The 26232-nt window shown below is 70.6% G+C and carries 22 protein-coding genes; 4 read left to right on the plus strand and 18 right to left on the minus strand.

Annotation, left to right across the window (positions count from 1 at the left end):
• The 14 genes from G3I65_RS43375 to G3I65_RS43440 all read right to left on the minus strand — a co-directional run.
• On the minus strand, window positions 1-151 hold a 151-nt coding region (locus tag G3I65_RS43375; protein WP_160701252.1), incomplete at its 3' end, for a glycerate kinase.
• The gene (locus G3I65_RS43380) at window positions 148-525 is read right to left on the minus strand and encodes a gamma-glutamylcyclotransferase (RefSeq protein WP_160701253.1); all 378 of its coding nucleotides are present in this window, start codon (window positions 523-525) and stop codon (window positions 148-150) included. The genes G3I65_RS43380 and G3I65_RS43375, both read right to left, overlap by 4 nt.
• Window positions 526-535: 10 nt before the next feature.
• Window positions 536-1981 (minus strand): NCS2 family permease, encoded by a 1446-nt coding sequence (locus G3I65_RS43385; protein WP_160701254.1) that lies wholly within the window; start codon window positions 1979-1981, stop codon window positions 536-538.
• A gap of 109 nt (window positions 1982-2090) precedes the next feature.
• On the minus strand, window positions 2091-2573 hold the full coding sequence (locus G3I65_RS43390) for a nucleoside deaminase (protein ID WP_160701255.1): 483 nt from the start codon (window positions 2571-2573) through the stop codon (window positions 2091-2093).
• 1 nt (window position 2574) lies between these two features.
• Window positions 2575-4866, minus strand: coding sequence for a xanthine dehydrogenase subunit D (gene pucD, locus G3I65_RS43395; RefSeq protein ID WP_160701256.1), 2292 nt, complete (start codon window positions 4864-4866; stop codon window positions 2575-2577).
• Window positions 4863-5333 carry a (2Fe-2S)-binding protein gene (locus G3I65_RS43400; protein ID WP_160701257.1) on the minus strand — a complete coding sequence of 157 codons (471 nt, stop codon included), beginning with the start codon at window positions 5331-5333 and terminating at the stop codon, window positions 4863-4865. The genes pucD and G3I65_RS43400 overlap by 4 nt, the downstream gene beginning before the upstream one ends.
• Window positions 5324-6193 carry a xanthine dehydrogenase family protein subunit M gene (locus tag G3I65_RS43405; RefSeq protein ID WP_160701258.1) on the minus strand — a complete coding sequence of 290 codons (870 nt, stop codon included), beginning with the start codon at window positions 6191-6193 and terminating at the stop codon, window positions 5324-5326. Before G3I65_RS43405 ends, G3I65_RS43400 begins: the two co-directional genes overlap by 10 nt.
• Before the next feature lie 195 nt (window positions 6194-6388).
• Window positions 6389-8077, minus strand: a complete 1689-nt coding sequence (gene gcl / locus G3I65_RS43410) for a glyoxylate carboligase (protein WP_160701259.1) — start codon at window positions 8075-8077, stop codon at window positions 6389-6391.
• Between the two features lies 1 nt (window position 8078).
• Window positions 8079-8966 (minus strand): 2-hydroxy-3-oxopropionate reductase, encoded by an 888-nt coding sequence (locus G3I65_RS43415; RefSeq protein ID WP_160701260.1) that lies wholly within the window; start codon window positions 8964-8966, stop codon window positions 8079-8081.
• Window positions 8963-9769: a hydroxypyruvate isomerase family protein gene (locus G3I65_RS43420; protein WP_160701261.1), complete on the minus strand. Its 807-nt coding sequence runs from the start codon at window positions 9767-9769 to the stop codon at window positions 8963-8965. The genes G3I65_RS43415 and G3I65_RS43420 overlap by 4 nt, the downstream gene beginning before the upstream one ends.
• Window positions 9770-10312: 543 nt before the next feature.
• Window positions 10313-11170: a 2Fe-2S iron-sulfur cluster-binding protein gene (locus G3I65_RS43425; protein WP_160701262.1), complete on the minus strand. Its 858-nt coding sequence runs from the start codon at window positions 11168-11170 to the stop codon at window positions 10313-10315.
• Entirely contained in the window at window positions 11167-12912 is a 1746-nt protein-coding gene (locus G3I65_RS43430) for an NAD(P)H-dependent oxidoreductase subunit E (RefSeq protein ID WP_160701263.1), read from the minus strand. The genes G3I65_RS43425 and G3I65_RS43430 overlap by 4 nt, the downstream gene beginning before the upstream one ends.
• A gap of 1 nt (window position 12913) precedes the next feature.
• Window positions 12914-14836 (minus strand): molybdopterin oxidoreductase family protein, encoded by a 1923-nt coding sequence (locus G3I65_RS43435; RefSeq protein WP_160701264.1) that lies wholly within the window; start codon window positions 14834-14836, stop codon window positions 12914-12916.
• A gap of 13 nt (window positions 14837-14849) precedes the next feature.
• Window positions 14850-15845, minus strand: a complete 996-nt coding sequence (locus G3I65_RS43440) for a 2-dehydropantoate 2-reductase (RefSeq protein WP_160701265.1) — start codon at window positions 15843-15845, stop codon at window positions 14850-14852.
• Between the two features lie 183 nt (window positions 15846-16028).
• On the opposite strand from G3I65_RS43440, the gene G3I65_RS43445 reads away from it, so the two are divergent.
• Entirely contained in the window at window positions 16029-16766 is a 738-nt protein-coding gene (locus G3I65_RS43445; RefSeq protein ID WP_160701266.1) for a GntR family transcriptional regulator, read from the plus strand.
• A 31-nt stretch (window positions 16767-16797) separates the two neighbouring features.
• On the opposite strand, the gene G3I65_RS43450 is transcribed toward G3I65_RS43445, so the two are convergent.
• From G3I65_RS43450 to G3I65_RS43465, 4 genes are all read right to left on the minus strand, one after another.
• A complete protein-coding gene (locus G3I65_RS43450) occupies window positions 16798-18174 on the minus strand; it encodes an OFA family MFS transporter (protein ID WP_160701267.1) in 1377 nt (458 codons plus the stop codon).
• Window positions 18175-18276: 102 nt separating this feature from the next.
• On the minus strand, window positions 18277-20403 hold the full coding sequence (locus tag G3I65_RS58925) for an acetate--CoA ligase family protein (RefSeq protein ID WP_160701268.1): 2127 nt from the start codon (window positions 20401-20403) through the stop codon (window positions 18277-18279).
• Window positions 20404-21633 carry a formyl-CoA transferase gene (gene frc / locus G3I65_RS43460; RefSeq protein ID WP_160701269.1) on the minus strand — a complete coding sequence of 410 codons (1230 nt, stop codon included), beginning with the start codon at window positions 21631-21633 and terminating at the stop codon, window positions 20404-20406.
• Window positions 21634-21647: 14 nt separating this feature from the next.
• Complete coding sequence (locus G3I65_RS43465) at window positions 21648-23384, minus strand: thiamine pyrophosphate-binding protein (RefSeq protein ID WP_203612670.1); 1737 nt, start codon at window positions 23382-23384, stop codon at window positions 21648-21650.
• A 268-nt stretch (window positions 23385-23652) separates the two neighbouring features.
• On the opposite strand from G3I65_RS43465, the gene sucC reads away from it, so the two are divergent.
• The 3 genes from sucC to G3I65_RS43480 all read left to right on the plus strand — a co-directional run.
• Window positions 23653-24798 carry an ADP-forming succinate--CoA ligase subunit beta gene (sucC, locus tag G3I65_RS43470; protein WP_160701270.1) on the plus strand — a complete coding sequence of 382 codons (1146 nt, stop codon included), beginning with the start codon at window positions 23653-23655 and terminating at the stop codon, window positions 24796-24798.
• Window position 24799: 1 nt separating this feature from the next.
• On the plus strand, window positions 24800-25681 hold the full coding sequence (sucD, locus tag G3I65_RS43475) for a succinate--CoA ligase subunit alpha (RefSeq protein ID WP_160701271.1): 882 nt from the start codon (window positions 24800-24802) through the stop codon (window positions 25679-25681).
• A gap of 1 nt (window position 25682) precedes the next feature.
• Window positions 25683-26232 (plus strand): LysR family transcriptional regulator (locus G3I65_RS43480; RefSeq protein ID WP_160701272.1); only part of this gene is annotated, 550 nt, incomplete at its 3' end.

Below are 26232 nucleotides of genomic sequence, written 5' to 3' on the forward strand. Positions count from 1 at the left end.
CGTCGACCGTGCCGTCGCCGCCGTCCGCCACCGGCAGGGTCGCGACCTCGAGCGACGGGCAGGCGTCGGCGAGGCCGGCCGCCACCGCCGACGCCACCTCGGCCGCGGTCAGCGACCCCTTGAACTTGTCCGGCGCGACGAGGACCTTCACGCGCTCGCCTTGTACGCCCGCCAGTCGCCGATCTCGGTGATGTCCCGCAGGGCGACGTGTGAGGTGTAGGGCCGCCGCAGCAGCATCGCGAACGCCGAACTGCCGTCGGACAGCTCCACGACGCCCAGCTCCAGCTCGTGCGGCTCGGACGGCAGCACCTTGTCGCGCAGGTCGTCCAGCGAGACGTCGTACACCTCGCCGGTCACCTCGGCACCGCCGTGCGAGACCGGGTACAGCGCCGGGCATTGCGAACCGACGGCGTAGAACCGGTACTTCGCCGCGGTGCGCGCGGTGCCGATGAACGGTGAGCCGTCGAGGAGGTGGTGCAGCGGTTCGCCGCGCATGGCGCCGCCGTTGAAGAACATCAGGGCCACGGGGATCTCCTTAGCGGAAGAGGGCTTCGACGCCGTCGACGGCGAAGTACACCGCGAACACCAGTGCCAGCAGGGAAAGCAGCCAGCCGGCCTCGCGCCACTTGCCGCGGCCGATCTTGATCAGCACGAACGCGATCAGGCCGGCGCCGACGCCGTTGGTGATCGAATAGGTGAACGGGATCAGGGCCGCGGTGAGGAACACCGGGATCGTGTAGTCCGGGTCGTTCCACGGGATGTTCCGGCACTGCGCGACCATCATGCCGCCGATGACGACCAGCGCGGGCGCCGCGGCCTGAGCCGGGACCACCCCGGCGAGCGGCGTGAACAGCAGCGTCCCGGCGAACAGCAGCCCGGTGACGACGCTCGCGAGACCGGTCCGGGCGCCTTCACCGACGCCGGCGGCGGATTCCAGGAACACCGTGTTGGGCGACGAACCGGTGACTCCGCCGGCGATCGCGCCCGCGCCGTCGACCAGCAGGATCCGGCCCATCCGCGGGACCTTGCCGTTCTGTGACAACCCGGCCTCGTCCGAGACGCTGGTGATCGTGCCCATCGCGTCGAAGAAGCCGGACAGCACCAGCGTGAACAGGAACACCGTGGCCGCCAGCGCGCCCGCCGACGCGAACCCGCCGAACAGGTCGATGTGGCCGAAGAGCCCGAAGTCCGGTGCCGCGACGACGTGGTCCGGCAGTGCCGGCGTCGTGAGACCCCAGCCACCGACGCCGAATCCTTCGTGCAGCACGACGGCGAACAGGGTGGCGACCCCGATGCTGATCAGCACCGCGCCCGGGACCTTGCGGGCCAGCAGCACGATCATCAGCAGCAGCCCGAAGCAGAACACGACGATCGGCCAGCCGTGCAGGTGCCCGCTCGCCCCGAGGCGCACCGGGACCGTGGTCTGCGCCGCGTCCGGCATCCGGGTCACGAACCCGGCGCTGACCAGCCCGACCAGGGCGATGTAGAGCCCGATCCCGACGGTGATCGCCATCTTGAGCGGCCGCGGGATGGCGTTCATGATCCGTTCGCGGACGCCGCTGACGGCCATCAGCACGATGCAGACGCCTTCGAGCACGACCAGCCCGAACGCCTGCGCCCACGTCATCGACGGGGCCATCTGGAAGGCGACGATGCCGTTGATGCCGAGCCCGGCGGCCAGCGCGAGGGGCGCGTTGCCGACGAGTCCCATGAGGACGGTCATCACGGCGGCGGCCAGCGCCGTCGCGGTGGTCACCTGCGCCGCGGAGAGCCGGGCGCCGGTGATGTCGGCGGAGGCGCCGAGGATGAGCGGGTTGAGCAGCACGATGTACGCCATCGCGACGAACGTCGTGACGCCGCCGCGGACTTCGCGGCCGATCGTGCTCTGCCGGGCTCGCAGCTCGAACAGCTTGTCGAGCAGCGATCGGCGTTGGGGCGGTACTTCGTCGACTACTGGGGTGGGGACTTCGGTCTGGGTCATGCGTCCTGCCCTTGCCGGTGGGTGTGCTCGGCCAGGGCCAGGCACCACGCCGTGCCTGGCCGAGCGGGACGTTCGATTCGGTTGTGCTCCGGTCAGCTGGCCTTGTGGGTCAGTAGTCGGTGCGGTCGGCCTTGTCGAGCCAGGCCGCAAAGGGGGCGAAACCGTCCTTCGTGGACAGTCGGGTCACGGGTACCGTCCACGTTTCGCGGGGACGGTCGAAGAGTTCGTAGAAGGCGCGGTCGTCGAAGCCTGCCTTGGCCGCGTCGTCGCGGTCGGCGGCGAAGAGGACCTTGTCCACGCGCGCCCACAGCGCCGAGGACAGGCACATCGGGCACGGCTCGCAGCTGGAGACGAGCACGCAGCCGTCCAGCTTGAACGTGCCGAGCGCCTGGCAGGCCGCGCGGATCGCGACGACTTCGGCGTGCGCGGTCGGGTCGAGGTTCGCGGTGACGCGGTTGACGCCGGTCGCGACGACCTCGCCGTCGCGCACGATCAGCGCGCCGAACGGGCCGCCGCCGTTCGCGACGTTGGTCTCCGCGATGCGGATGGCCTGGTCGAGCCACTCCTGCTCGACGGAAAGCGACGTGGTCATCTCAAACTCCTGTGATGTGCTCGGGGCGGATCGGGACGCGCGGCAGCTCGAGGCCGGTGGCCGCGCGGATGGCGTTGGCGATCGCCGGCGTGGCGGAGATCGTCGGGGGTTCGCCGACGCCGCGGACGCCGTAGGGCGCGTGCGGGTCGGGGCGTTCGAGGACGTCGACGCGCATCGGCGGCATGTCGAGGATGGTCGGGATGAGGTAGTCGGTGAACGACGGGTTCCGCACCTTGCCGTCCTTGACCAGGATCTCCTCCATCACGGCGAGGCCGAGGCCCTGCGCCGACCCGCCCTGGATCTGGGCGACGACGGCGTCGGGGTTCATCGCCTTGCCGACGTCCTGGGCGCAGTCGAGCTGGACGACCTTGACCAGGCCGAGGTCCAGGTCGACGTCGACCACCGCGCGGTGGGCCGAAAAGCCGTACTGCACGTGAGCGTCACCCTGGCCGGTCTCCGGATCCAGGGGGTAGGTCGGGCGGTGGTGGAACTCGCGGGTTTCCTCGATCGCGGTGTCCCCCAGCAGTTCGGCCAGGTCCGCGACGACTTCGCCGTCGGCCGCGACGACCTTGCCGCCCACCAGGGACATGCCTTCGGCGGACACCCCGAGCCGTGCGTAGACGGCCTCGGCGACCGCGCGGCAGGCGTTGCGGACCGCGCCGCCGGTGACGTAGGTCTGGCGCGACGCCGAGCTGGAGCCCGCGTCACCGACGCTCGTGTCGGCGGGGTGCACGCTGACCCGGGTCAGGCCCAGTTCGGTGCGGGCGATCTGCTGCTGCAGGGTGACGAGCCCCTGGCCGACCTCGGCCGCCGCGGTGTGCACCATGGCCACCGGCTCGCCGCCGAGCACCTCCAGGCGGACGCGGGCGGTCGAGTAGTCGTCGAGACCCTCGGCGTAGGAGATGTTCTTGATCGTGACGCCGTAACCGACGCCGCGCACGACCCCTTCGCCGTGGGTGGTGTTGGACGCACCGCCGGGCAGTTCGCGGATGTCGCGTTCCCCCGTCGGCTCGGGCGGCAGCGGCAGGTCGCGGACCCGCTGCACCAGCTCGGCCACCGGCGCCGGGAAGTCCACGACCTGTCCGGTGACCACAGTGGACCCTTCGCTCAACGCGTTGCGGATCCGCAGTTCCGCCGGGTCCAGGTCCAAAGCGGACGCCAGCTTGTCCATCTGGGACTCGTAGGCGTACGTCGGCTGGACCGCGCCGAGCCCGCGCATCGCGCCGCAGGTCGGGTTGTTGGTGTAGACACCCCAGCCCTCGATGTGGGCGTTCGGTACATCGTAGGGGCCGACGCTGAGCGTGGTGCCGTTGCCGACCACGACCGGGGTCTTGGACGCGTACGCGCCGCCGTCGAAGTACATCCTCGCGCGAACGTAGACGAGCTTCCCGTCGCGCGTGGCGCCGTGCTCGTAGTACATCTTCGCCGGGTGGCGGTGGACGTGCCCGAAGAACGACTCCAGGCGGTTGTAGCTCATCTTCACCGGGCGTCCGGTGCGCAGCGCGAGCATGCACGAGTGGATCTGCATCGACAGGTCCTCGCGGCCGCCGAACGCGCCCCCGACCCCGGACAGTGTCAGCCGCACCTTCTCCAGCGGCAGGCCGAGCGCCTTCGCCGTCTGGCGCTGGTCGACGTGCAGCCACTGCGTGGCCAGGTAGAGGTCGACGCCGCCGTCCTCGGCCGGCACCGCGAGCCCGGACTCCGGCCCGAGGAACGCCTGGTCCTGCATGCCGATCTCGTACACGCCGGAGACCACGACGTCGGCAGTCGCGGCCGGGTCGCCCTTGACGATCCGCTGGTGGCGTACCAGGTTTCCGCCCGGGTGCAGCTTCGGCAGGGTGTCGTCGTGTGCGGCGCGCTCGGGGTCGGTGATCGGCTCGAGGACGTCGTACTCGACGACGATCTCCTTGAGCGCCTGCCGCGCGATCTCCGGGTGGTCGGCGGCCAGGATGGCGATCGGCTCGCCCTGGTAGCGGACCAGGCCGTCGGCCAGCGCCGGGGTGTCCTGGTACTTGAGGCCGTAGACGTTCTCGCCGGGTACGTCCTCGTGGGTCAGCACCGCGTGGACGCCCGGCTGGGCGAGCGCGCGGGAGACGTCGAGGCGGACGATCCGGGCGTGCGGGTGCGGGCTGCGCAGCGTGGCGCCCCACAGCATGTCCTCGTGCCACAGGTCCGAGGAGTACGCGAATTCGCCGCGGACCTTCAGCGTGCCGTCCGGGCGCAGCGGGCTCTCCCCGATGCCGCCGGCGATCGTGTCGTGCAGCTCCTGCGAGGAGCGGGCGGGCGCGCTCATCGGACGGCCTTCTTCGCGGCCGCGTCACGGACGGCGTCGAGGATCTTCTCGTACCCGGTGCAGCGGCAGAGGTTCCCCGCCAGGGCCTCGCGGATCTCGACGTCGCTGGGGTCCGGGACGCGCTCGATCAGATCGTGCGCCGCGACCAGCAGGCCGGGCGTGCAGAACCCGCACTGCACGGCGCCCTTCTCGACGAACGACTCCTGGACCGGGTCGAGGTCGTCCCCCGCCGCCAAGCCTTCGACGGTAACGACGTCGCGGCCCTCGGCCTGCCCGGCCGCGACCAGGCACGCGCACGCCGGGACGCCGTCGAGGTAGACCGTGCAGGAACCGCATTCACCCTGCTCACAGGCGTTCTTCGAGCCCGGCAGGCCGAGCCGCTCGCGCAGCACGTAGAGCAGGCTCTCGCCTTCCCAGACGTTGTCCGCCCGGCGGGATTCGCCGTTGACGGTGACGTTCACGCGCACTTCGCGCTCCCTCCGCAGTATTCCGTCCAGGCCCAGGTCAGCGTGCGCCGCGCCATGACCCCCAGGGCATGGCGCCGGTAGGCCGCACTGCCCCGGACGTCGTCGATCGGCGACGCGGCCGCGGCGACGAGGTCGCCGAAGCGGCGCTTCACCGAGTCGGTCACCGGCCGGCGCGCCTCCCAGTCCAGCTCCCCGGCCAGGAACTCCTCGGCGTCGAGCGCGCGCCGGGGCGTCGGCGCGGCCGAGCCGACACCGGTGCCGACGCGCTGCTCCGCCGGGTGCAGGGCCAGGCCGAACGCGGCGACGGCGATGACCATCGCGTTGCGGGTGCCGATCTTGCTGAACTGCTGCGGCCCGGTGGCCGGTTCGAGCAGCACGGCCGTGATCAGTTCGTCCGGCTCCAGGACGTTGCGCTTGACCCCGACGTAGAAGTCCTTCGCGGCCACGATCCGGGTGCCGCGCACCGACGCGATTTCGACCTCGGCGTCGGCCGCCAGGAGCGCCGGGTGCGAGTCGCCCGCGGGCGAAGCCGCGCCCAGGTTGCCGCCCACCGAGCCGCGGTTGCGGATCTGCGGGGACCCGACGGTCCGCGCGGCCATCGCCAGGCCGGGCAGCTGCGTGCCCAGTTCGGCGATGATCCGGGTGTAGGGCACGGCCGCGCCGAGCCGGATCCGGCCGTTGTCGGTGCCGTGCTCGTGCAGCTCGGCGACGCGGCCGAGGTCGAGCAGCGACTCCGGACGGCGGTGGTCGAAGTTGAGCTCGACCATCACGTCCGTGCCGCCGGCGATCGGGACCGCACCGGGGTTCGCGGCACGCGCGGCGAGCGCGTCGGCCAGCGAGGCGGGTCGGAGGAATTCCACTGTGGACGTCCTTTCGGGGCTGCTTCGTCAAGGAGTACACACGCTCGGGTGTGGCCGGGACCACGGCAAAACCCCTGAAAGACGGGTGAATTTACGGCCCCGGTTTGTACTTTCCGACAACACGCTGATCGCGGACGCGGAAAGGCCGCCGCGCAAGGTCAGGGTCTCGCGCGGCGGCCGTGGTCACGCGGGGTGTTACGCGGGTTCGAACTCCTTCACGGCGTCGAGCGCGGCGCCCATGGCGGCGTTGCCCTCGCGCTCGATCATGATCTCCACCAGGACCGGGCGGCTGGTGCGCTCGGCCTCCTTGCGGGCCCATTCGAGCGACGTCCGGATCTCGCCCGGCTCGTGCACGCGGGTGCCGGAGCAGCCGTAGGCCTCCATGATCTTGACGTTGTCCGTGCCGTTCGAGTCGTAGTGGATGTCGACCTCGAAGTTCATGTCGTACCCGGTCTCGGCCTGGCGGATCAGGCCGAGGTACTCGTTGTTCAGCATGATCAGCACGAACCCGACGTCGTACTGGGCGGCGACCGCCAGCTCCTCGACGAGGAACTGGAACGAGTAGTCGCCGACCACCCCGACGACTTCGGCTTCCGGCCGCGCTTTCTTGACCCCGATGGCGGCGGGGATCTCCCAGCCGAGCGGGCCGGCCTGGCCGCAGACCTGGTAGTGGCGCGGCTTGTGCGCCTTCTGGAACTGGCCCGACCAGATCTGGTAGAGCCCGATCGCGGTGACGAAGTAGGTGTCTTCGCCGAAGGTTTCGTTGATCTCCTTGAAGACCCGCGGCGCCTTGATCGGCAACGTGTCGAAGTCCTCGCGCCGGGGAAGCGCTTCCTTCAGCTCCGCGATCCGGCCGACCCACTCCCTGCGCGCCTTCGGTTCGCGGTGTTCCAGCGCCACCAGCAGCGCGTCCAGGAACTCCCGCGTGTCCGAGACGATCCCGAGGTCGGGCCCGAAAACCTTGCCCAGCTGCGTGGGCTCGATGTCGACGTGGATGAACTTCCGGTCGCCGCGGTACACCGACAGCTCACCGGTGTGCCGGTCGCCGAACCGCGCGCCCAGCGCCAGCACGAGGTCGGACTCCAGGAACGCCGCGTTCGCCCAGCGCTGCGACGTCTGGATGCCGGCCATCCCGGCAAACAGCTCGTGGTCTTCGGGGAAGCTCCCCTTGCCCATCAGCGTCACCTGGACCGGGACGTCCAGGCGCTGGGCCGCCGCCCGCAGTTGCTCGCTCGCCTCGCCGAGCACGACGCCACCGCCGGCCAGGATGATCGGCCGTTCGGCCGCCAGCAGCATGTCGAGGGCTCGCTCGACCCGCGCGGACGCGGGCTTCACGGCCGTCACCGGCAGCGGCGAGTCGATCGAGGAGTCCCACTCGATGTCCTGCTTCTGGACGTCGATCGGCAGGTCGATCAGCACCGGGCCGGGCCGCCCCGAACGGGCGATCCGGAACGCCTCGCGGAAGATCCACGGCAGCTGCGCGGCCTCCTTGACCTGCACCGCCCACTTCGTCACCGGCTTGGCGATCTCGACGATGTCGACGGCCTGGAAGGCCTCCTGGTGCAGCTTCGTCGTCGCCGCCTGGCCGGTGATGCAGATCATCGGGATCGAGTCCGCGTGGGCGGTGTAGAGCCCGGTGATCATGTTCGTCCCGGCCGGGCCGGACGTGCCGATGGCGACGCCGACGTTGCCGTTCGTCCTGGCCCAGCCGTCGGCCATGTGCGTTGCGCCCTCTTCGTGGCGGACGATCAGGTGCTCGATCGCCCGGCCTTGTAGGGCGTTATACAGCGGGAGGATCGCGGCGCCCGGGCAGCCGAAGACGGTGTCGACGCCTTCGCTTTCCAGGACGTCGACGACCGCCTGCATCGCGGGGATTCTGGGCATGTCACACCTCCGCCGGGACACGGCCCGACAACTGTTCGACGACCTTCAGCAAGGCCGAGTGGTCCAGGGAGCCGTACCCCATGGCGCGGCCGGCGGCGACGAGCTGGGCGACCAGCCCGGTGAGCGGGAGCGCGACGTCGGCCTGCCGGGCGGCGGCCAGCGCGATCCCCATGTCCTTGTGGTGCAGGTCGATCCGGAACCCGGGCGCGAACTGGCGGTCCACCATGGACTTGCGCTTGAGCTCGAGGATCCGGCTGCCCGCCAGTCCCCCGGCGAGCACGTCGAGGCCGGTGGCGGCGTCCACACCGGACGCTTCGAGCAGCACGATCGCCTCGGCGACCAGGCCGTAGATCCCGCCCACGACGAGCTGGTTGGCGGCCTTCACGACCTGGCCGGCGCCGTGCGGGCCGACGTGCACGATGGTCTTGCCGACCGCGTCGAACACCGGCTTGGCGGCCTCGAAGTCGGCCGCGTCGCCACCGACCATGATGGACAGCGACGCCTGCTCGGCCCCGGCCTGGCCGCCCGACACGGGCGCGTCGAGCACGCGGATCTTCTTGTCCCGCGCGGCTTCGGCGATCGCGATCGACGTCTCGGGCCGGATGGTGCTCATGTCGATCAGCAGCGCGCCGGGCTCGGCGGCGTCGAGCACGCCACCGGCGGCCAGCACGACCTCCTCGACCTGCGGGTGGTTCGGCAGCATCGTGATCACGACGTCGACGCTGGCCACGGCGTCCGCGACGCTCGTCGCGGCGCGCCCGCCGGCGGCCGCGAGCTTCTCGCCGGCCGCGGCGTGCACGTCGAAGCCGCTGACGTCGTGCCCGGCCGCGACCAGGTGCGCGGCCATCGGGGCGCCCATCACGCCCAGTCCGATGAATCCCAGTTTCATGCTCGTCCCCTTCGGGTTTTCGGCAGCCAGTCCAGCGACGTTTCGGTGTCGGGCTCCGGGACGTACTCGATCCCGACGAACCCGTCGTAGCCGGCGTCCTGCAGCTTCGCGAGGTGTCCTTCGAGATCCAGCGCGCCGGTGCCGGGCTGGTGGCGCCCGGGCGCGTCGGCGATCTGCACGTGCCCGATCCGGGAAATGTGCGTCGTCGCGAGCGCGTCCAGGTCGTCGCCGTTGACTGCCAGGTGGTACAGGTCGGCCAGCAGCCGCACGTTGTCGCGCCCGAGGTCGTCGAGCACGGCCACGGCGTCCGCGGCGGTCTTGAGCGGGTAGCGGTCCGCGCCGGAAAGCGGTTCGAGGACCAGCTGCGCGCCGATCTTCGCGGCGGCCTCCGCGGCGGTGGCGAGGTGCGTGAGCGCCAGGTCGTCCTGCTTGACCGGGTCTTCGCCGTCGAGCCGGTTGCCGTAGAGGGCGTTGAAGCTGCGGCACCCGGTACGTTCGGCGATGCCCAGCGCCACGACCAGGCTGTCGGCGAACTCCGCCTCGCGGCCGAGCCAGCTCACCAGGCCCCGCTCCCCCGCCGCCATGTCCCCGGCGAAGAAGTTCAGCCCGCGCAGCCGGACGCCGTCCAGGCTCTTCACGAAGGCGTCCACCTCGTCCCGCGCGGGTACGGCGGACTCGAACGGCCACCAGTACTCGACGTCGGTGAAGCCCGCCGCCCGCGCGGCCGCCGCGCGCTCGAGGAGGGGGACCTCCTTGAACAGCAGCGACAGGTTGACGACGTACGGCAGGGAGTGCTCGGGCATCGCTACCTCAAATTTCGCTATACGGAATCTTTCTTTCGCATATCGAGAATAGCCGGTGACCTGCGGCGGGGTCAACGCCCGGAGACGACAGAGGCGCCGCGGCTCGTCGAGCCACGGCGCCTCAGCGCGGGAGATGTCATGAACGACTCGTTCACGTCGTCTGACGACAGGGTCCCGGCAAAGTCGCGCCGGCGAGCGGGTGACCGGCCGCAGGCTGGCCGCGTGGTCTGCCCAGCGTCGCGGGAATGTCGTGAATGGGTCATTCATGTCGTCTGGTGAGGTGAATGACTCATTCATGACATCGCGGATCGGCGGATCGGCCCTGCCGCCGGGACCCTGTCGTCTGACGAGGTGAACGACCCGTTCATGACATACCGGGCCGCCGATCGACCATGCCCCTTCAGGGCGGGTGCGCCCGGTGAGCTGGGATGGTGCCAGCGGCTGCGGACCAGGAGCGCCGCCTCGACCTTGCCGGACCCCTGACCTCTGGCGAGTTGGTGTTCCGGACGCGCACCTGACTGCGCGGGAATCGTGGCGGCCGAGCTACCGGTTCTGGACGTGCTGCCAGCCGAACCGGCCCTTGATGCACAGGTTGCCGTGCGTCACCGAGCTCTCGTGCGGGGAGGTGACCTTGACGATCTCGTTGTCCTGGACGTGCAGCGTCAGGTTGCAGCCGACCCCGCAGAACGTGCACACCGTCGTCGTCTGCTGCTGCCGGGACTCGTCCCAGGAACCGTCCGCCCGCTTGTCGTACTCGCGCTTGAAGCTCAGCGCGCCGGTCGGGCAGACCTCGACGCAGTTGCCGCAGTACACGCACGCGCTGTCGGGCAGCGGGTTCGAGAACTCGGTCGAGATCCGCGCGTCGAAGCCCCGGCCCGCCACGGTGATGGCGAACGAGTTCTGCCACTGCTCACCGCACGCGTCGACGCACTTGTAGCAGAGGATGCACTTCTCGTAGTCCCGGACGTACAGCTCGTTGTCCACAATGGCCGGTTGCGCGACGGTCGCCGCGTCCGGGCCGAAGCGGGACGGGTCCGCGCCGGTCTCCGCCATCCAGCGGTCGACGTGCGGGGTGGTCGAGAGATCCGTCGCGGAGCCGAGCAGTTCCAGGACGACCTTGCGGCTGGTCCGGGTCCGCTCGGAATCGGTGCGCACCACCATGCCCGGCTCGGCCTTGCGCGAGCACGACGGCACCAGCGTCCGCGAGCCCTCGACCTCCACCATGCAGACGCGGCAGGCGTTCGCCGGTTCGAGGGTGTCGCCGTAGCAGAGCGTCGGGATCTCCTTGCCCGCCGCGGTGCACGCGTCGAGGATCGTCGACCCCTCGGGCACCCGGACGGTCTCGCCGTCCACGGTGAACTCGACCAGCCGCTTCGGAATCCCGATGTCCACAATGGTCACTGCAGTGCTCCCAACCGGTCGATGGCGGACTCGATGGCGTTCCACGCGGTCTGCCCGAGACCGCAGATCGACGAGTCCCGCATGACCCCGCCCACATCCCGCAGCAGCGGCCGCTCCTCCGAGCCGACCGCGAGGAGGCGCCGGATCGCCTCCTCCTGGCGGACCGTCCCGATCCGGCACGGGACGCACTGCCCGCACGACTCATCGCGGAAGAACTCCGCGATCCGCAGCAGGAACCCGCCGAGATCGGCCAGGTCGTCGAGCACCAGCACGACGCCGGAGCCGAGCGTCGTCTTCGCCGCCCGGGCGTCCTCGAACGTGAGCGGCAGGTCCAGCTCGTCCGGCCGGACGAACCCGCCCGCCGCGCCGCCGAGCAGGATCGCGCGCAGCGAGCGTCCTTCCGGGACTCCCCCGGCCAGCGCGAGCAGCTCACGCAGCGTCGTGCCGAACGGCACTTCGTAGACGCCGGGGCGTTCGACGTTGCCGGACAGGCAGAACAGCTTCGGCCCGGCCGAGCCTTCGGTCCCGATCGACCGGTAGGCGGCCGCGCCCTCGGTGAGGATCAGCGGCACGTTCACCAGCGTCTCGACGTTGTTGACCACGGTCGGCTTGCCGAACAGCCCCTTCTCGACCGGGAACGGCGGCTTCGTGCGAGGTTCCCCGCGGAAGCCTTCGATCGAGTTGAAGATCGCCGTTTCCTCGCCGCAGATGTACGCGCCGGCCCCGCGCCGGATCTCGATGTCGAACGAGAACCCGGTGTGCCCCATGATGTCCGTGCCGAGGACGCCGCGCTCCCGGCAGACCGCCAGCGCGTTGCGCAGCAGGCGCAGCGCCCGCGGGTACTCGCCGCGCAGGTAGACGTACCCCTGCCGGGCGCCGATCGCGAACGCGGCGATCGTCATCGACTCGACCAGCGCGAACGGGTCCCCTTCGAGCAGCACCCGGTCCTTGAACGTGCCCGGTTCGCTCTCGTCGGCGTTGCACACCAGGTAGTGCGGTCCGGCGGGCTGCGCGGCCGTGGCCGCCCACTTCCGCCCGGTCGGGAACGCTGCCCCGCCGCGGCCGAGCAGGCCGGAGTCGGTGACCTCCCGCAGCACTGCGGCCTCCCCCATTCGCAAGGCGTTCCGCAGGGCCGCGTAGCCGCCGGTCGCGCGGTATTCATCCAAACTGGACGGGTCGACGACGCCGACGCGGCGCAACAGCCGCAATCCCTGCTTCTGGTGGATCACCGGCGCGGCACCGTCCGAAGCGGACGGTTCCCGCTGTGCGGCCAGCACGGCCGACGCGCCGGTGGCCGGGGCGACCAGCTCGGTCGTGGCCGGGTCACCCGCCTGGAACGTCAGCGCCGCGGGGGCCCGTTCGCAGACGCCGAGGCACGGGCTGCGCAGCCACGTGACCCCGCCGCGCGCCTTCCCCGCGGCGCCGACGTGCTCGGTGAGGACGTCGCACACGGTCTCCGCGCCGTTCACCCGGCATGCCAGGTCCGTGCACACGTGCACGACCCGCTCCGGGCGCTCCGCCAGCGCGAACAACGAGTAGAAGCTCGCCACGCCGTACGCGTCGGCGGGCGGCACGTGCAACGTCTCGCAGATCAGGTTCAGCGCGCCCTGGCTGATCCAGCCGACCCGGTCGTTCACCGCGTGCAGCGCGGGCAGCAACTGGTCGCGGCCGCCGCCGGCGAACCCCGCGACGGCCTCCTTCTCTTCCCGCGACGCGACGGCGTCCAAGAGCTTGAGGTCCACTTCAGACTCCCGCTTCCGAGAGCTTCTCGACGCGGATCGCCGCGGCCTTGTACTCCGCGGTCCCGGCGATCGGGCAGGTCGCCTCGATGGTGATGACGTTGACGTCGATCTCGTCCGGGAAGTGGAAGGTCATGAACGCCAGCCCCGGTTTCAGGCCCTTGTCGAGCCGGACCGGTGCGACGATTTCGCCGCGCCGCGAGGTGATGCGGACCAGCTCGTCCGGGGTGACGCCGAGCGCGCGGGCGTCCTCCGGGCAGAGGTCCAGGGTCTCGCCCTGCCGCAGCGGGGACGGGAACCCACCGGACTGGACGCCGGTGTTGTAGGAGTCCAGCCGCCGGCCGGTGGTGAGCCGGATCGGGAACTCCTCGGTGAGCAGGTCGACCGGCGGGCTGTGCTCGATCACCGTGAACGGCGCCGGGCGGCCGCGCTCGGCCGGGTCTTCGGCCCACAGCCGCCCGTGCAGGAACGTCGGCTCCAGCGTGTCTTCGGAGTAGCACGGCCACTGGATTCCGCCGAGTTCGTCCAGCCGTGCGTAGGACATCCCGGCGTGCATCGGGGACAGCGAACGCAGCTCGTCCCAGACCTCTTCGCCGCCGGTGTAGTGCCAGTCGTGGCCGAGCCGGCGGGCCAGCTCCGACAGCAGCTCGATGTCGTCGCGCGCGCCTTCCGGCGGTTCGAGGGCCTTGCGGACGCGCTGGACCCGCCGTTCGGAGTTGGTGAACGTGCCGTCGCTCTCGCACCAGGCCGCCGACGCCGGCAGCACGACGTCGGCCAGCTGCGCGGTCTTGGTGAGGAAGATGTCCTGCACCACGAGGTGGTCGACGTTGGCCAGCCGCTTGATCGTGTGCTCGCAGTCCGCTTCGGACTGGACCGGGTTCTCGCCGATGATGTACACGCAGGTCAGGTCGCCGCGTTCCATCGCGTCGAGCATCTGCGTGAGGTTGAGGCCCTTGTGCGGCGGGATCGACGAGCCCCAGGCCGCGTCGAACTTCGCGCGGACGTCCGCGTCGAGGACGTCCTGGAAGCCGGGCATCCGGTCGGGGATGGCGCCCATGTCGCCGCCGCCCTGGACGTTGTTCTGCCCGCGCAACGGGTTCAGCCCGGCGCCGTACCGGCCGACCTGACCGGCCAGCAGGGACAGGTTGATCAGCGCCAGGACGTTGTCGGTGCCGTTGTGGTGCTCGGTGATCCCGAGCGTCCACGACAGCTGGCCGCGGTCGGCGCGGGCGTAGGCGTGGGCGAGTTCGCGGATCAGCTCGGCCGGCACGCCCGTCGTCTTCTCCGCGACCTCCAGGGTCCACGGCTCGACCGACGCGGCGAAGACGGCGAACCCCTCGGTGGCCCGCTCGATGAACGCCGTGTTGGCGAGTCCGGAGTGGATTATCTCCCGCGCGATCGCGTGGGCGAGCGGGATGTCGGTGCCGACTTCGAGCTGCAGCTGCCGGTGCGCCCAGCTCGCGGTGCTCGTCCGGCGCGGGTCGACGACGAAGAGCTTCGCTCCCTTGTGGACGGCCTTGAGCACGTGCTGGAAGAAGATCGGGTGCGCTTCGCGCGGGTTGCCGCCCCAGATCACGATGACGTCGGCGTCCTCGATCTCCTGGTAGGACGACGTCCCGCCGCCGCTGTCGAACACCCGCGCCAGTCCGGCGACGCTCGGCGCGTGGCAGGTGCGGTTGCACGAGTCGACGTTGTTCGTGCCGATCACCGCGCGGGTGAACTTCTGCGCGACGAAGTTCATCTCGTTGGTCGCGCGGGCGCACGAGAACATCCCGAAGCCCTCGGGCCCCTTGGTCTCGAGGGTCCGGCGGATCCCGGCGGCGGCCCGGTCCAGGGCCTCCTCCCAGGTCGCCGGGCGCAGCACGCCGGAATCGCGCACGAGCGGCTGGGTGAGCCGGACGTACGGCTCGGTCTTCTTGCGCTTCACGGGCACCTCCGGTTCAGTGCGACCCGACGGGGACGGGCGTCGTGCTGGTGTGGCCGAGCAGGCCGATGGCGGCGTGGACGTGGCGCAGCGCCGGCGCGGGGACGCCGGTCAGCGCCGCCAGCTCGACGACCGCGCCGATGATCGCGTCGGTCTCCAGCGGCTTGCCTGCTTCGAGGTCCTGCAGCATCGACGTCTTGTGGTGGCCGACGCGCCAGGCGCCGTCGATGCGCTTCTCGACCGAGACCTTCGGGTCGCTGCCCGCGGCGCGGGCGATGGCGAGGGTCTCGGTCATCATCGTGGCGACGAGCGCGCGCGTGTCGTCGTGCTCGCACATCTGCGCCATGGTCGCCCGGGTCAGTGCGGACAGCGGGTTGAACGCGACGTTGCCCATCAGCTTGATCCAGATGTCGTCGCGCAGGCGGGGCTCGACCGGCGCCTTGAGCCCGCCGGCGATCATCGCCGCGCTGAGCACCTTGCAGCGCGCGGAGATCTCGCCGTCCGGCTCGCCGAGGGAGAACCGGGTGCCTTCCAGGTGCCGGATCACGCCCGGCTCCTCGATGACCGTCGAGCAGTAGACGACGCAGCCGATCGCGCGGCGCAGCTCGAGCACCGCGGTCACCGAGCCGCCGGGGTCGACCGTCTCGACCCGCCGCCCTTCCAGCGGATGTCCGTCGAGGCCGTGGAAGTACCACCACGGGATGCCGTTCTGCGCGGCCACGATCGCCGTCTCCGGGCCGAGCAGCGGCGCGAGCAGGGGCCCGCACGAGGCGTAGGAGTTGGCCTTGAGGCCGAGGAAGACGAAGTCGACTTCGCCGACTTCGGCCGGGTCGTCCGTGACGTGGGGGTGCGCGGTGAAGTCGCCGCGCGGGCTGAGCACGCGGACGCCGTGCTCGCGCATCGCCTCGAGGTGGGCCCGCCGGGCGATCAGGTGCACCTCGGTCCCGCCGCGGTGGAGCGCGGCCCCGACGTAGGCGCCGATCGCCCCGGCCCCGAGAACAGCCACCTTCATGATGTGCCTCCCACTTCGGTCGAGCACGTGATTGCATACAGTATCCTGGATCCGTTACGCAGACCAGAGGCCGAGTGTCTTTTGCAGTCGAAATCCCGACCGGGTGAGATTCTGGGATTTTGCATACCAAAACCTGTATCCTGATCTCAGATCATCGCGTTCCTCTCCCCTTCGAGGTGTCCCGTGAGCCAGCCCGCTTCCCCGCTCCAAGACCGCGGCCCGTCCGGCCGCCGCACGGCCAAAGGCTCACTCGGCTCGACGCCCGCCAAGCGCGTCGAACGCCCGGCGCCGCTGCGGCAGGTCGTCTACGAAGCCCTCGCCGAGCTGATCATCAACCGCACCCTCGAACCCGGGCAGCACCTGGTCGAAGCCGACCTGGCGGAGTACCTGGGCGTGAGCCGGCAGCCGGTGCGGGAAGCCCTGCAGCGGCTGCAGAGCGAAGGCTGGGTCGACCTCCGCCCCGCGCAGGGCGCGTTCGTGCACCTGCCGACCGACGAGGAGGCCGACCAGCTGCTGAGCGTCCGCAGCGTGCTGGAGACGCACTCCGCGAAGCTCGCCGCCGCCAATGCCACCCCGCAGGACGTGCGGCGGCTGTGGGACCTGCAGCAGGTCGGCGTCCAGGCGCTGCACGCCGAGGACACCGAAGGCCTGGTCGCGGCCAACGCCGCCCTCCACGCGTTTATCACCGAACTGTCGGGGAACGCCGTGCTGGCGGAGCTGATCGGCCTGGTCGACCGCCGGGTCCGCTGGTACTACACGCCGATCGCCCGGCCCCGCGGGCGGGACGCGTGGAGCGAGCACGACGAGCTGATCCACGCCATCTCCGACGGCGACACCGAAGCCGCGGAGCAGATCATGGCCAAGCACACCGAACGGACCCGCCAGGCCTACCACGAACGCCCGGACGCTCCCCGGTCCTGATTGCCGCGGGACCGGGGAGCGCACCGGGAGCTCAGCCGCCCGCGGCGGCTGACGGCCGCGCCACCAGCTCGGTTTCGGCGAGCTGGTGTCGTGGCCGGCCCGGCTGGCGCAGGAACAGCGTCAGCACCGCGGACAGGAGCGCGATGCACCCGGCGAGGACGTATGCGCCGGTGTAGCCCCACGCGCTGATGACGCCCGCGGCGAGCCCGCCACCACCGACGCCGCCGACCAGCTTGGCGCTGTAGACCAGGCCGTAGTTCGACGCGTTGTTGTTCTCGCCGAAGTAGTCCGGCACCAGCGCCGCGAACAACGGGTAGAACGCCCCGCCGCCGAACCCGGTCAGGAACGCGAACACCATGAACAGCACCAGGTTGTGCGTGTTCCCGGCGTACAGCACGCCGAACTGCGCGCCGGCCGCGATCACCAGCACCAGCGTGAGCGTCTGCCGTCGCCCGATCTTGTCCGACGCCCAGCCGACGACCGCGCGGCCGGTGCCGTTGACGATGGCCAGCACACCGGCCGAGGAAGCCGCGACGAACGCGCCGAAGTGGCTCTCCTTCGCGAACGGCACCTGGAAGTTGATGCCGAACAGCGAGACCCCGCCGATGATCACCAGGCACACCCACATCAGCGGGAGCATGCCGGTCCGGATCGCCTCCATCGGCGTGTACTGCCGGACCGCCGGCGGGTTCTTGGCGAGGGTCTTCACCCCGGCCTTGCCCTTGGCCCAAGTCAGCGGGTCGATCTCCTTCGGCCACCAGCTCTTCGGCGGGTCCTTGAACAGGAACCCGCACACGCCGACGACGAGCAGCATGTACAGGCCGATGCCGTCGAGCACCCCGGTGACGTTCTCGTGCCCGAGGAACGCGCTGAACAGGTAGATGAACGGCACCGAGCCGTAGGCGAAGCCGCCGTTCACGAACCCCGTGCGCGCGCCGCGCTTCTCCGGGTACCACTTGCCGACCATGTTGATGCAGGTCGCGTACACGAGCCCGGCGCCGGTGCCGCCGAGGACCGAGTACCCGATGAACGCCAGCGTCAGGTTGCCGCTGTGGGCGATGGTGAAGTAGCCGATGCCGCTGAACAGCGCGCCGAACAGCATCGCCGTCTTCGCCGAGACGACGTTCTTCTCCCGGAGCCGGCCCGCCGGGAACGCGACGCCGGCCTGGAAGACCGCCCAGACGCTCGCCAGCCAGAACGCGTCCGACAGCGTCCAGCCGTACTTCTCCTCCAGCGTGCCTTCGACGGCGCCCCAGCCGTACTCGAACACGCTGACCGCCATCATGGCGATCCAGGGCAGCCAGACCATCCAGCTGCGTGAGCGCCCCATGATGTCCTGTGGGGACTCACCTACTCGGTAGACTCTTCCGTTCTCGTCAACTATCTCCTGGTACGTGGCTGCGGTCATAAGAGTTCTCTTCCGTCACCGTTGACTCGTGTCCCTCTGCTGCCGTCGTGCGGTGGATCTTCGTCCTTTCCGTGTGGATGGGCCAGCCCCTGTGGAGGACGTTCAGAGCAGGCCGGCGGCCCGCGCCCAGCGGTACTTCGCCCCGAGCACCGCCACCGGCTTTTCGGTCGTGTACGGGTAGGCGACGACCCCGTGGTCGTAGAGGTAGGCGCTCGCCTCCTCCACTTCGACGTCGCCGGAAAGCGAAGCGACGACGGGCTTGTGGATCCCCTTCGCGCGGTACTCGCCGACGACTTCGGAGACGAGTTCCGCGAACACCATCGGCGGGGTGACGATGGTGTGCCAGTAGCCGAGGATCAGCGCGTGGATGCGGTCGTCCTCGAGGCCGAGCGCGATCGTGTTGCGGTAGGTCGACGGCGGTTCGCCGCCGGTGATGTCCACCGGGTTGCCCGCCGCGCCGAACGGCGGGATGAACTCGCGGAACGCGGTGTCGAGGTCCGGCGGGATCTCCATCAGCCGCAGCCCGTTGTCGACGCAGGCGTCCGACAGCAGCACGCCCGAGCCGCCGGCGCCGGTGATGATGACGACGTTCTCGCCCTTCGGCGCGGGCAGCAGCGGGATGCCTCGGGCGTACTCGAGCATGTCGTTGAGCCCGGGTGCCCGAACCACGCCGCTCTGGCGCAGGATGTCGTCGTAGACCTTGTCGTTCCCGGCCAGCGCGCCGGTGTGCGAACTGGCCGCCTTCGCGCCCTGCGACGTCCGGCCGGCCTTCAGGACCACGACCGGCTTGCGCTGTGAGACGCGCTTCGCCGTCTCCGCGAACGCGCGCCCGTCCTTCAGGTCCTCCAGGTGCATGGCGATGAGTTCGGTGTTCTCGTCGTGCTCGAAGAACGTGAGCAGGTCGTCCTCGTCGATGTCGGCTTTGTTGCCCACGCCGACGATCGAGGAGACGCCCATCTTCGCCGAGCGGCTGAACCCCAGGATCGCCATCCCGATGCCGCCGCTCTGGGACGAGAGGGCCACACCGCCCTTGACGTCGTACGGCGTGCAGAACGTCGCCGACAGGTTCTCCGGCGTGTAGTAGTAGCCGTAGATGTTGGGGCCGAGGACCCGCACGCCGTGCTTGCGCGCGATCGCGACGACCTGGTCCTGCAGCTCGATGTTGCCGGTCTCGCCGAAGCCGGACGGGATGAGGATCGCCCCGGCGACGCCCTTCTTCCCGGCTTCCTCCAGCGCCGCGGGGACGAACTTCGCCGGGATGGCGAAGACCGCGACGTCGACGTCGCCGGGTACGTCCGCGATGCTCGGGTAGGCCTTGCGGTCCAGGATCTCGGCGGCCTTCGGGTTTATCGGGTGGATCTCGCCCGCGTAGCCGCCGTTGACCAGGTTCTTCATCACCGAGTTGCCGATCTTCCCGGCTTCGGCCGACGCGCCGATCACCGCGATCGAGGCCGGCTTCATGATCCGGTTCATCGACGCGAGGATCTCCTCCTGGGTGAACCGCTGCGGCTCCTTCGCCGCGTCCGGGTCGACCAGGACGCGGACGTCGACCGCGGTCGCGCCGCGCGCGGTGGCGAGCACCGGGTTGAGGTCCACCTCGGACAGCTGCGGGAAGTCGGTGACCAGCTCGCCGAGGGCGGTGATCACCCCCGCGAGCGCGTCGCGGTCGACAGGATCCGAGCCACGCACGCCGCGGAGGATTTCGGCCGCTTGGATACCGTCGACCATCGACAGCGCTTCCTCGGCGGTCGTCGGCGCGAGCCGGAAGGTGACGTCCTTGAGCACCTCCACGAGCACGCCGCCGAGGCCGAACGCGACCACCTTCCCGAAGGTCCGGTCGGTGACCGAGCCGATGATCACCTCCTGCCCCTCGGTGAGCATCTGCTGCACCTGGACGCCGAGGATGCGCGCGTCGGCGTCGTACGCCTTCGCGTTCTCGACGATCTTTTCGTAACCCGCCTTCACGGCTTCGGCGTCCTGAAGGCCGACGAGCACGCCGCCGGCCTCGGTCTTGTGCAGGATGTCCGGGGAGACGATCTTGAGCACCACCGGCAGGCCGATGGCCTCGGCGTGGGCCACGGCGTCCTCGGCCGAGGTCGCCAGCCGCTCGGCGGGGGTCGGGATACCGTATGCCTCGCACACCGCACGCCCCTCGGGCGCGGTCAGCGAGGACCGCCCTTCGGCCGCCACCTGGTCGAGGATCTTTTCGACCGCCGCGCGATCCGCCACTCAGATCACCCCCGCGGCGCGGAACTTCTCGAGATCCGCCTCGCCGTAGCCGAGTTCGGCGAGCACTTCGTCGTTGTGCTCGCCGAGCAGGGGCGAGCGTTCGATGTCGACCGGCGAGTCGGACAGCTTGAGCGGGCAGCCGACCGTCTTGAACGCGCCGCGTTCCGGGTGCGGCACCTCGACGACCGAGCCGAGCTCGGCCAGCGTCTCGTCCTCGATCAGCTCCTTGGTGGACAGGATCGGCCCGCACGGGATGTTGCAGGCGTTGAGCTGTTCCATCACTTCCCACTTGGTGTGCTTCTCGGTCCACTCCTCGACGAGGGCGAACATCTTGTCCAGTTTGGACAGCCGGACCTCGGGCGTGGCCCACGCCGGGTCGTCGGCCAGCTCACCCCGGCCGATCAGCCTGGCCAGCGGGGCCCAGCCCGGTGGCTGGACGATCACGTAGATGTAGTCGTTCGGGCCGCCGGGCGCGCACTTCACCGCCCAGCCGGGCTGCCCGCCGCCGGAAGCGTTGCCCGACCGCGGGACCTCGTCGCCGAAGTGCTCGTTCGGGTACTCCCCGAGCGGGCCGTGGGTGAGCCGCTGCTGGTCCCGCAGCTTGACCCGGCACAGGTTGAGCACGGCGTCCTGCATGGCGACCTGGACGCGCTGGCCGCGGCCGGTGGAGGTCCGCTGGTACAGCGCGGCGAGGATGGCGGCCACCAGGTGGATGCCGGTGCCGGAGTCGCCGATCTGCGCCCCGGTCGCGGTCGGCGGCCCGTCTTCGAAGCCGGTGGTGCTCATCGCGCCGCCCATGGCCTGCGCGACCACCTCGTAGGCCTTGAAGTCGGCGTAGCGGCCGGGACCGAACCCCTTGATGGAGGCGTAGACCAGCCGCGGGTTGAGCGAGGCCAGCTTCTCCCACGGGTAGCCGAACCGGTCGACGACGCCGGGGCCGAAGTTCTCGACCAGGACGTCCACACCGGACACCAGCTTTTCGAAGATCTCCTTGCCCTCTTCGCTCTTCATGTTGAGCGTGATGCTGCGCTTGTTCGCGTTCAGCATCGTGAAGTAGAGGCTGTCCACCCCGGGCAGGTCGCGCAGCTGCCCGCGGGTGATGTCGCCGCGGCCGGGGGTTTCGAGCTTGATCACGTCCGCGCCGAGCCAGGCCAGCAGCTGCGTCGACGACGGACCGGACTGCACGTGCGTCATGTCGAGGACGCGCACGCCCTCCAGTGCCTTACCCATGCCTTGGCCTCCGCTCACTTGTACATGGTCTGGTTCATGGTTCCGGGGGCGTACACGTCGGGATCGACCCAGACGTTGATCAGCGACGGCTTGCCGGACTCCCGCGCCCGCAGCAGTGCCGGCCCGATGTCGGCCGGGTCGCGGACTTCTTCGCCGTGGCCGCCGAGCATGCGCGCGAACTCGTCGTAGCGGACGTCGCCGAGGGTGTTGCCGACGCGCTCGCGCGGGAGGCCGTACTTCGCGGCCTGGCCGTAGCGGATCTGGTTCATCGACGAGTTGTTGCCGACGATCCCGACGAACGGCAGGTTGAACCGCACGAGCGTCTCGAAGTCCCAGCCGGTGAGGCTGAACGCGCCGTCGCCGAAGAGTGCGACGACCTCCTTGTCCGGCCGGGCGTGCTTGGCGGCCATGACGAACGGGATGCCGACGCCGAGTGTCCCGAGTGGACCGGGGTCCATCCAGTGGCCGGGCGACTTCGGCTGGACGACCTGCCCGGAGAAGGTGACGATGTCGCCGCCGTCGCCGATGTAGATCGAGTCCTCGGTGAGGAACTCGTTGATCTCGTGGACCAGCCGGTAGGGGTGGATCGGGCTCGCGTCGGAGTGCTGCAGCGGCAGCCGCTTCTGCTTCGCCTTCTCCTCCACCGCCTGGAGTTCCTCGAGCCAGGCCTTGCGGCCGACGGCGCCGTTGTCGGTGCGGCCGGACGCGGCCTCGGCGACGGCGGCGAGGACCTGGCCGGCGTCGCCGACGATGCCGAGGTCGACGTCGCGGTTCTTGCCGACCGTGCGGTAGTCCAGGTCGATCTGGACAACGGTGGCGTCCTTCGACAGCCGCTTGCCGTAACCCATCCGGAAGTCGAACGGGGTGCCGACGATGACGATGACGTCGGCGTTGTCGAAGGCGTACCGGCGGGAGAGCTGGAAGTGGTGCGGGTCGCCCGGGGGCAGCGTGCCGCGGCCGGCGCCGTTCATGTACGCCGGGATGTTCAGCGTGCGCACGAGGTCGACGGCGGGCTCGGTCGCGCGCGTGGTCCAGACCTGGCTGCCCAGCAGGATCGCCGGCTTCTTGGCGTGCACCAACAGGTCCGCGAGCTTCTCGATGTCGGCCGGGTCGCCGGCGTTCTTCGTCGACGCGCGGTAGCGGCCCGCTTCGGGGATGCGCGCCTGGCTGAGCGGCACCCGGGCGTCGAGGACGTCACGCGGGATTTCCAGGAACGACGGTCCTGGCGCGCCCGCGTAGGCCTCGCGGAAGGCCATGCTCACGAGGTCGGCGACGCGGGCGGTGTGCGGCACGGTCGCGGCGAACTTGGTGATCGGGGCCATCATGTCCACGTGCGGGAGGTCCTGCAGGGACCCCATCTTGTGCTGGGTCAGCGCGCCCTGGCCGCCGATGAGCAGCATCGGGCTTTCCGCGCGCAGCGCGTTCGCCACGCCGGTGACGGCGTCGGTGGTGCCCGGCCCGGCGGTCACCACCGCGCAGCCGGGCTTGCCGGTGATCCGCGCGTAGCCGTCCGCGGCGTGCGCCGCGACCTGCTCGTGCCGCACGTCGATGACCTCGATGCCTTCGTCGACGCAGCCGTCGTAGATGTCGATGATGTGGCCGCCGCACAGGGTGAAGATCGTGTCGACCCCTTCGGCCTTCAGGGCCTTCGCCACCAGGTGCCCGCCGGAGATTTCGGCCGGCGCGGGCTCGGCGCCGTTCGTCGCACGGGCACTCTCCCCCGCGGTCGTGCCGGTCGTGGTCAGCGCCATCGCTCAACTCCTCTGGTCCGCCGCCGGATCTCTCTTGTCCGGCGGTCCGTTTCCGGGTCCGCTCGTGCCGCTGCCGGCGTCCTCCGAGGTCAGCGGCCTCTTCGCGGCAGACTGTAGATTGCATACCGTATGGGGTAGGCATATAGTCACTCCTCAAGCAGCCCGTGTCCAGGGCTATCCGCAGGGTTTTTCCCGGGCCTCGAGCCGGCCCCCGCGGACCACCACTTCACGCCCTTGCCCTGCCCCGTCACGGAAAGGACGCCCCCGCATGGACCTGTTCGAACACGAAGCCCGTGACCTCTTCGAGAAGCACGGCGTACCGGTCCCCCGCGGCCGCGTCGCCGCCGATCCGGCGGAAGCCCGCGCCGCGGCCGCGGCCCTCGGCGGGCCCGTGGTGGTCAAGGCGCAGGTGAAGACCGGCGGCCGCGGCAAGGCGGGCGGTGTCCGCGTGGTGCATACAGCCGACGACGCCGAACAGGCCGCCGACGACATCCTCGGGATGGACATCAAGGGCCACACCGTCCACCGCGTCCTGGTGACCGAAGCGAGCGAGATCGCCGAGGAGTACTACGTCTCCTTCCTGCTCGACCGCGCCGGGCGGACGTTCCTCGCCATGGCGTCGGTGCACGGCGGGATGGAGATCGAAGAAGTCGCGGCCACGGACCCGGAAGCACTCCGGCGCGTCCCGGTCGACCCGCTGACCGGCGTCGACGCGGCCGAGGTGGCGGCGGCGTTTCCCGCCGACGTCCGGGCGGAGGTGGCCGGGGTCGTCGAAAAGCTGTGCGAGGTGTTCGTCGCCGAAGACTGCACGCTCGTCGAGGTCAATCCCCTGGCGAGCACATCGGCCGGCATCGTCGCGCTGGACGGGAAGATCACCCTCGACGACAACGCGGCCTTCCGGCGGTCCACCGCGTTCGACGACGCCGACGGCGGCGACCCCCTCGAACGGGAAGCGCACGCGAAGGGACTCAACTACGTCCGGCTGGACGGCGACATCGGCGTGATCGGCAACGGCGCCGGCCTGGTCATGTCCACTTTGGACGTCGTGGCGGCGGCCGCGGCCGAGGCGGGCGCGCGCGGCCCGGCGAACTTCCTCGACATCGGCGGCGGCGCGTCGGCCGAGGTCATGGTGAACGGGCTGACGGTGATCCTCGGCGACCCGCGCGTGCGCAGCGTGTTCGTCAACGTCTTCGGCGGCATCACCGCGTGCGACGCCGTCGCGACCGGGATCGTGCGCTCGCTGGAGGTCCTCGGCCCACGGGCGACCAAGCCGCTGGTCGTCCGGCTCGACGGGAACAACGTCACCGAAGGCAGGCGGATCCTCGCCGAAGCCGCCCACCCCCTGGTCACCGTCGTGGCCACCATGGACGACGCCGCCCGCGAGGCGGCGAAGCTCGCGATCGCGGAGGTCTGACGTGGCCATCTTCCTGGACGAGACCAGCCGGATCGTCGTCTCCGGCATGACCGGCTCCGAAGGCGCCAAGCACACCCGGCGGATGCTGGCCGCCGGGACGAACGTCGTCGGCGGGGTGAACCCGCGCAAGGCCGGGCAGACGGTGGAGCTCGCCGGCCGGGAGCTGCCGGTGTTCGGCAGCGTCGCGGAGTCGATGGCTTCGGCGGGCGCCGACGTCTGCGTGCTGTTCGTGCCGCCGCCGTTCGTCGCGGACGCGGTGATCGAGGCGGTGGACGCCGGGATCGGGCTCGCGGTGGTGATCACCGAAGGCGTCCCGGTGCACGATTCCGCGCGGCTGTGGGCCCACGCCGTCGCGGCGGGCGGGCGGACGCGGATCATCGGGCCGAACTGCCCCGGCATCATCTCCCCCGGCCGGTCGAACGCGGGCATCATCCCGGCGGACATCACCGGGCCGGGCCGGATCGGCCTGGTGTCGAAGTCCGGCACGCTGACCTACCAGCTCATGCACGAACTGCGGGACGTCGGGTTCTCGACGTGCGTCGGCATCGGCGGCGACCCGATCATCGGAACGACGCACATCGACGCCGTCGAAGCGTTCGAAAAGGACCCGGAGACCGACGTGATCGTCCTGATCGGCGAAATCGGCGGCGACGCGGAGGAGCGAGCCGCGGAGTTCGTAAGGGCCAACGTGTCCAAGCCGGTCGTCGGCTACGTCGCCGGCTTCACCGCCCCGGAGGGCAGGACGATGGGCCACGCGGGCGCGATCGTCTCCGGCTCGTCGGGCACGGCGGCCGCGAAGAAGGCGGCGCTGGAGGCGGCGGGCATCCGCGTGGGGCGGACGCCGAGCGAGACCGCGGCGCTGGTCCGCGAGGTGCTCGGCTGACATGGAACTCCGTCAGCTGGCGGTGGTGGTGGCCGTCGCCGAGGAAGGCGGCTTCACGGCGGCGGCCCAGCGGCTGCGGACGGTCCAGTCGACGGTGTCCACAGTGGTCAGAGCCTTGGAGCGCGACCTGGGGACGCCGTTGTTCCATCGCACGACCCACCGCGTGGTGCTGACGCCCGCGGGCGAGGCCTTCGTGCCCGCCGCGCGGGCGGCCCTGGAGGCGGCGGAGCGAGCACGCGCGGTGGTCTCCCCGGTGGGCGGGTGCGTGCGGGTGGGGGTCTGCCCGGGGCTGCTGGCGGACCTGCACCGGGTGCTGGTCAAGCTGCGGGACGCGCACCCGGGCCTGGCGGTGGAGATCCACGGGCTGGCGGCCGCGGAGGCGGGGTGCGCGGTGGTGGAGTCCACAGTGGACGTCGTGGTGACGGCGGCCCCCGCGGATCATGCCCGAGCCGGCCTGGTCACCACTCCGCTCGCCGCCGAAGAGCTGGTGCTCGCCACCGCGCCCGGTGGGTCGCGGTCCGCTCCCCCGGACCTCTCCGACCTGGCTCTCG

Source organism: Amycolatopsis sp. SID8362, from assembly GCF_010550475.1.
GTDB lineage: Bacteria > Actinomycetota > Actinomycetes > Mycobacteriales > Pseudonocardiaceae > Amycolatopsis > Amycolatopsis eburnea.

What these genes read in the sequence shown, in the direction of transcription:
- G3I65_RS43385 (WP_160701254.1), bottom strand. Translation starts at nt 1,981, where the DNA reads ATGACCCAGACCGAAGTCCCCACCCCAGTAGTCGACGAAGTACCGCCC.
- G3I65_RS43465 (WP_203612670.1), bottom strand. Translation starts at nt 23,384, where the DNA reads ATGGCGCTGACCACGACCGGCACGACCGCGGGGGAGAGTGCCCGTGCG.
- G3I65_RS43450 (WP_160701267.1), bottom strand. Translation starts at nt 18,174, where the DNA reads ATGACCGCAGCCACGTACCAGGAGATAGTTGACGAGAACGGAAGAGTC.
- pucD (WP_160701256.1), bottom strand. Translation starts at nt 4,866, where the DNA reads ATGAGCGCGCCCGCCCGCTCCTCGCAGGAGCTGCACGACACGATCGCC.
- frc (WP_160701269.1), bottom strand. Translation starts at nt 21,633, where the DNA reads ATGGGTAAGGCACTGGAGGGCGTGCGCGTCCTCGACATGACGCACGTG.
- G3I65_RS43420 (WP_160701261.1), bottom strand. Translation starts at nt 9,769, where the DNA reads ATGCCCGAGCACTCCCTGCCGTACGTCGTCAACCTGTCGCTGCTGTTC.
- gcl (WP_160701259.1), bottom strand. Translation starts at nt 8,077, where the DNA reads ATGCCCAGAATCCCCGCGATGCAGGCGGTCGTCGACGTCCTGGAAAGC.
- G3I65_RS43390 (WP_160701255.1), bottom strand. Translation starts at nt 2,573, where the DNA reads ATGACCACGTCGCTTTCCGTCGAGCAGGAGTGGCTCGACCAGGCCATC.
- G3I65_RS43440 (WP_160701265.1), bottom strand. Translation starts at nt 15,845, where the DNA reads ATGAAGGTGGCTGTTCTCGGGGCCGGGGCGATCGGCGCCTACGTCGGG.
- G3I65_RS43415 (WP_160701260.1), bottom strand. Translation starts at nt 8,966, where the DNA reads ATGAAACTGGGATTCATCGGACTGGGCGTGATGGGCGCCCCGATGGCC.
- sucC (WP_160701270.1), top strand. Translation starts at nt 23,653, where the DNA reads ATGGACCTGTTCGAACACGAAGCCCGTGACCTCTTCGAGAAGCACGGC.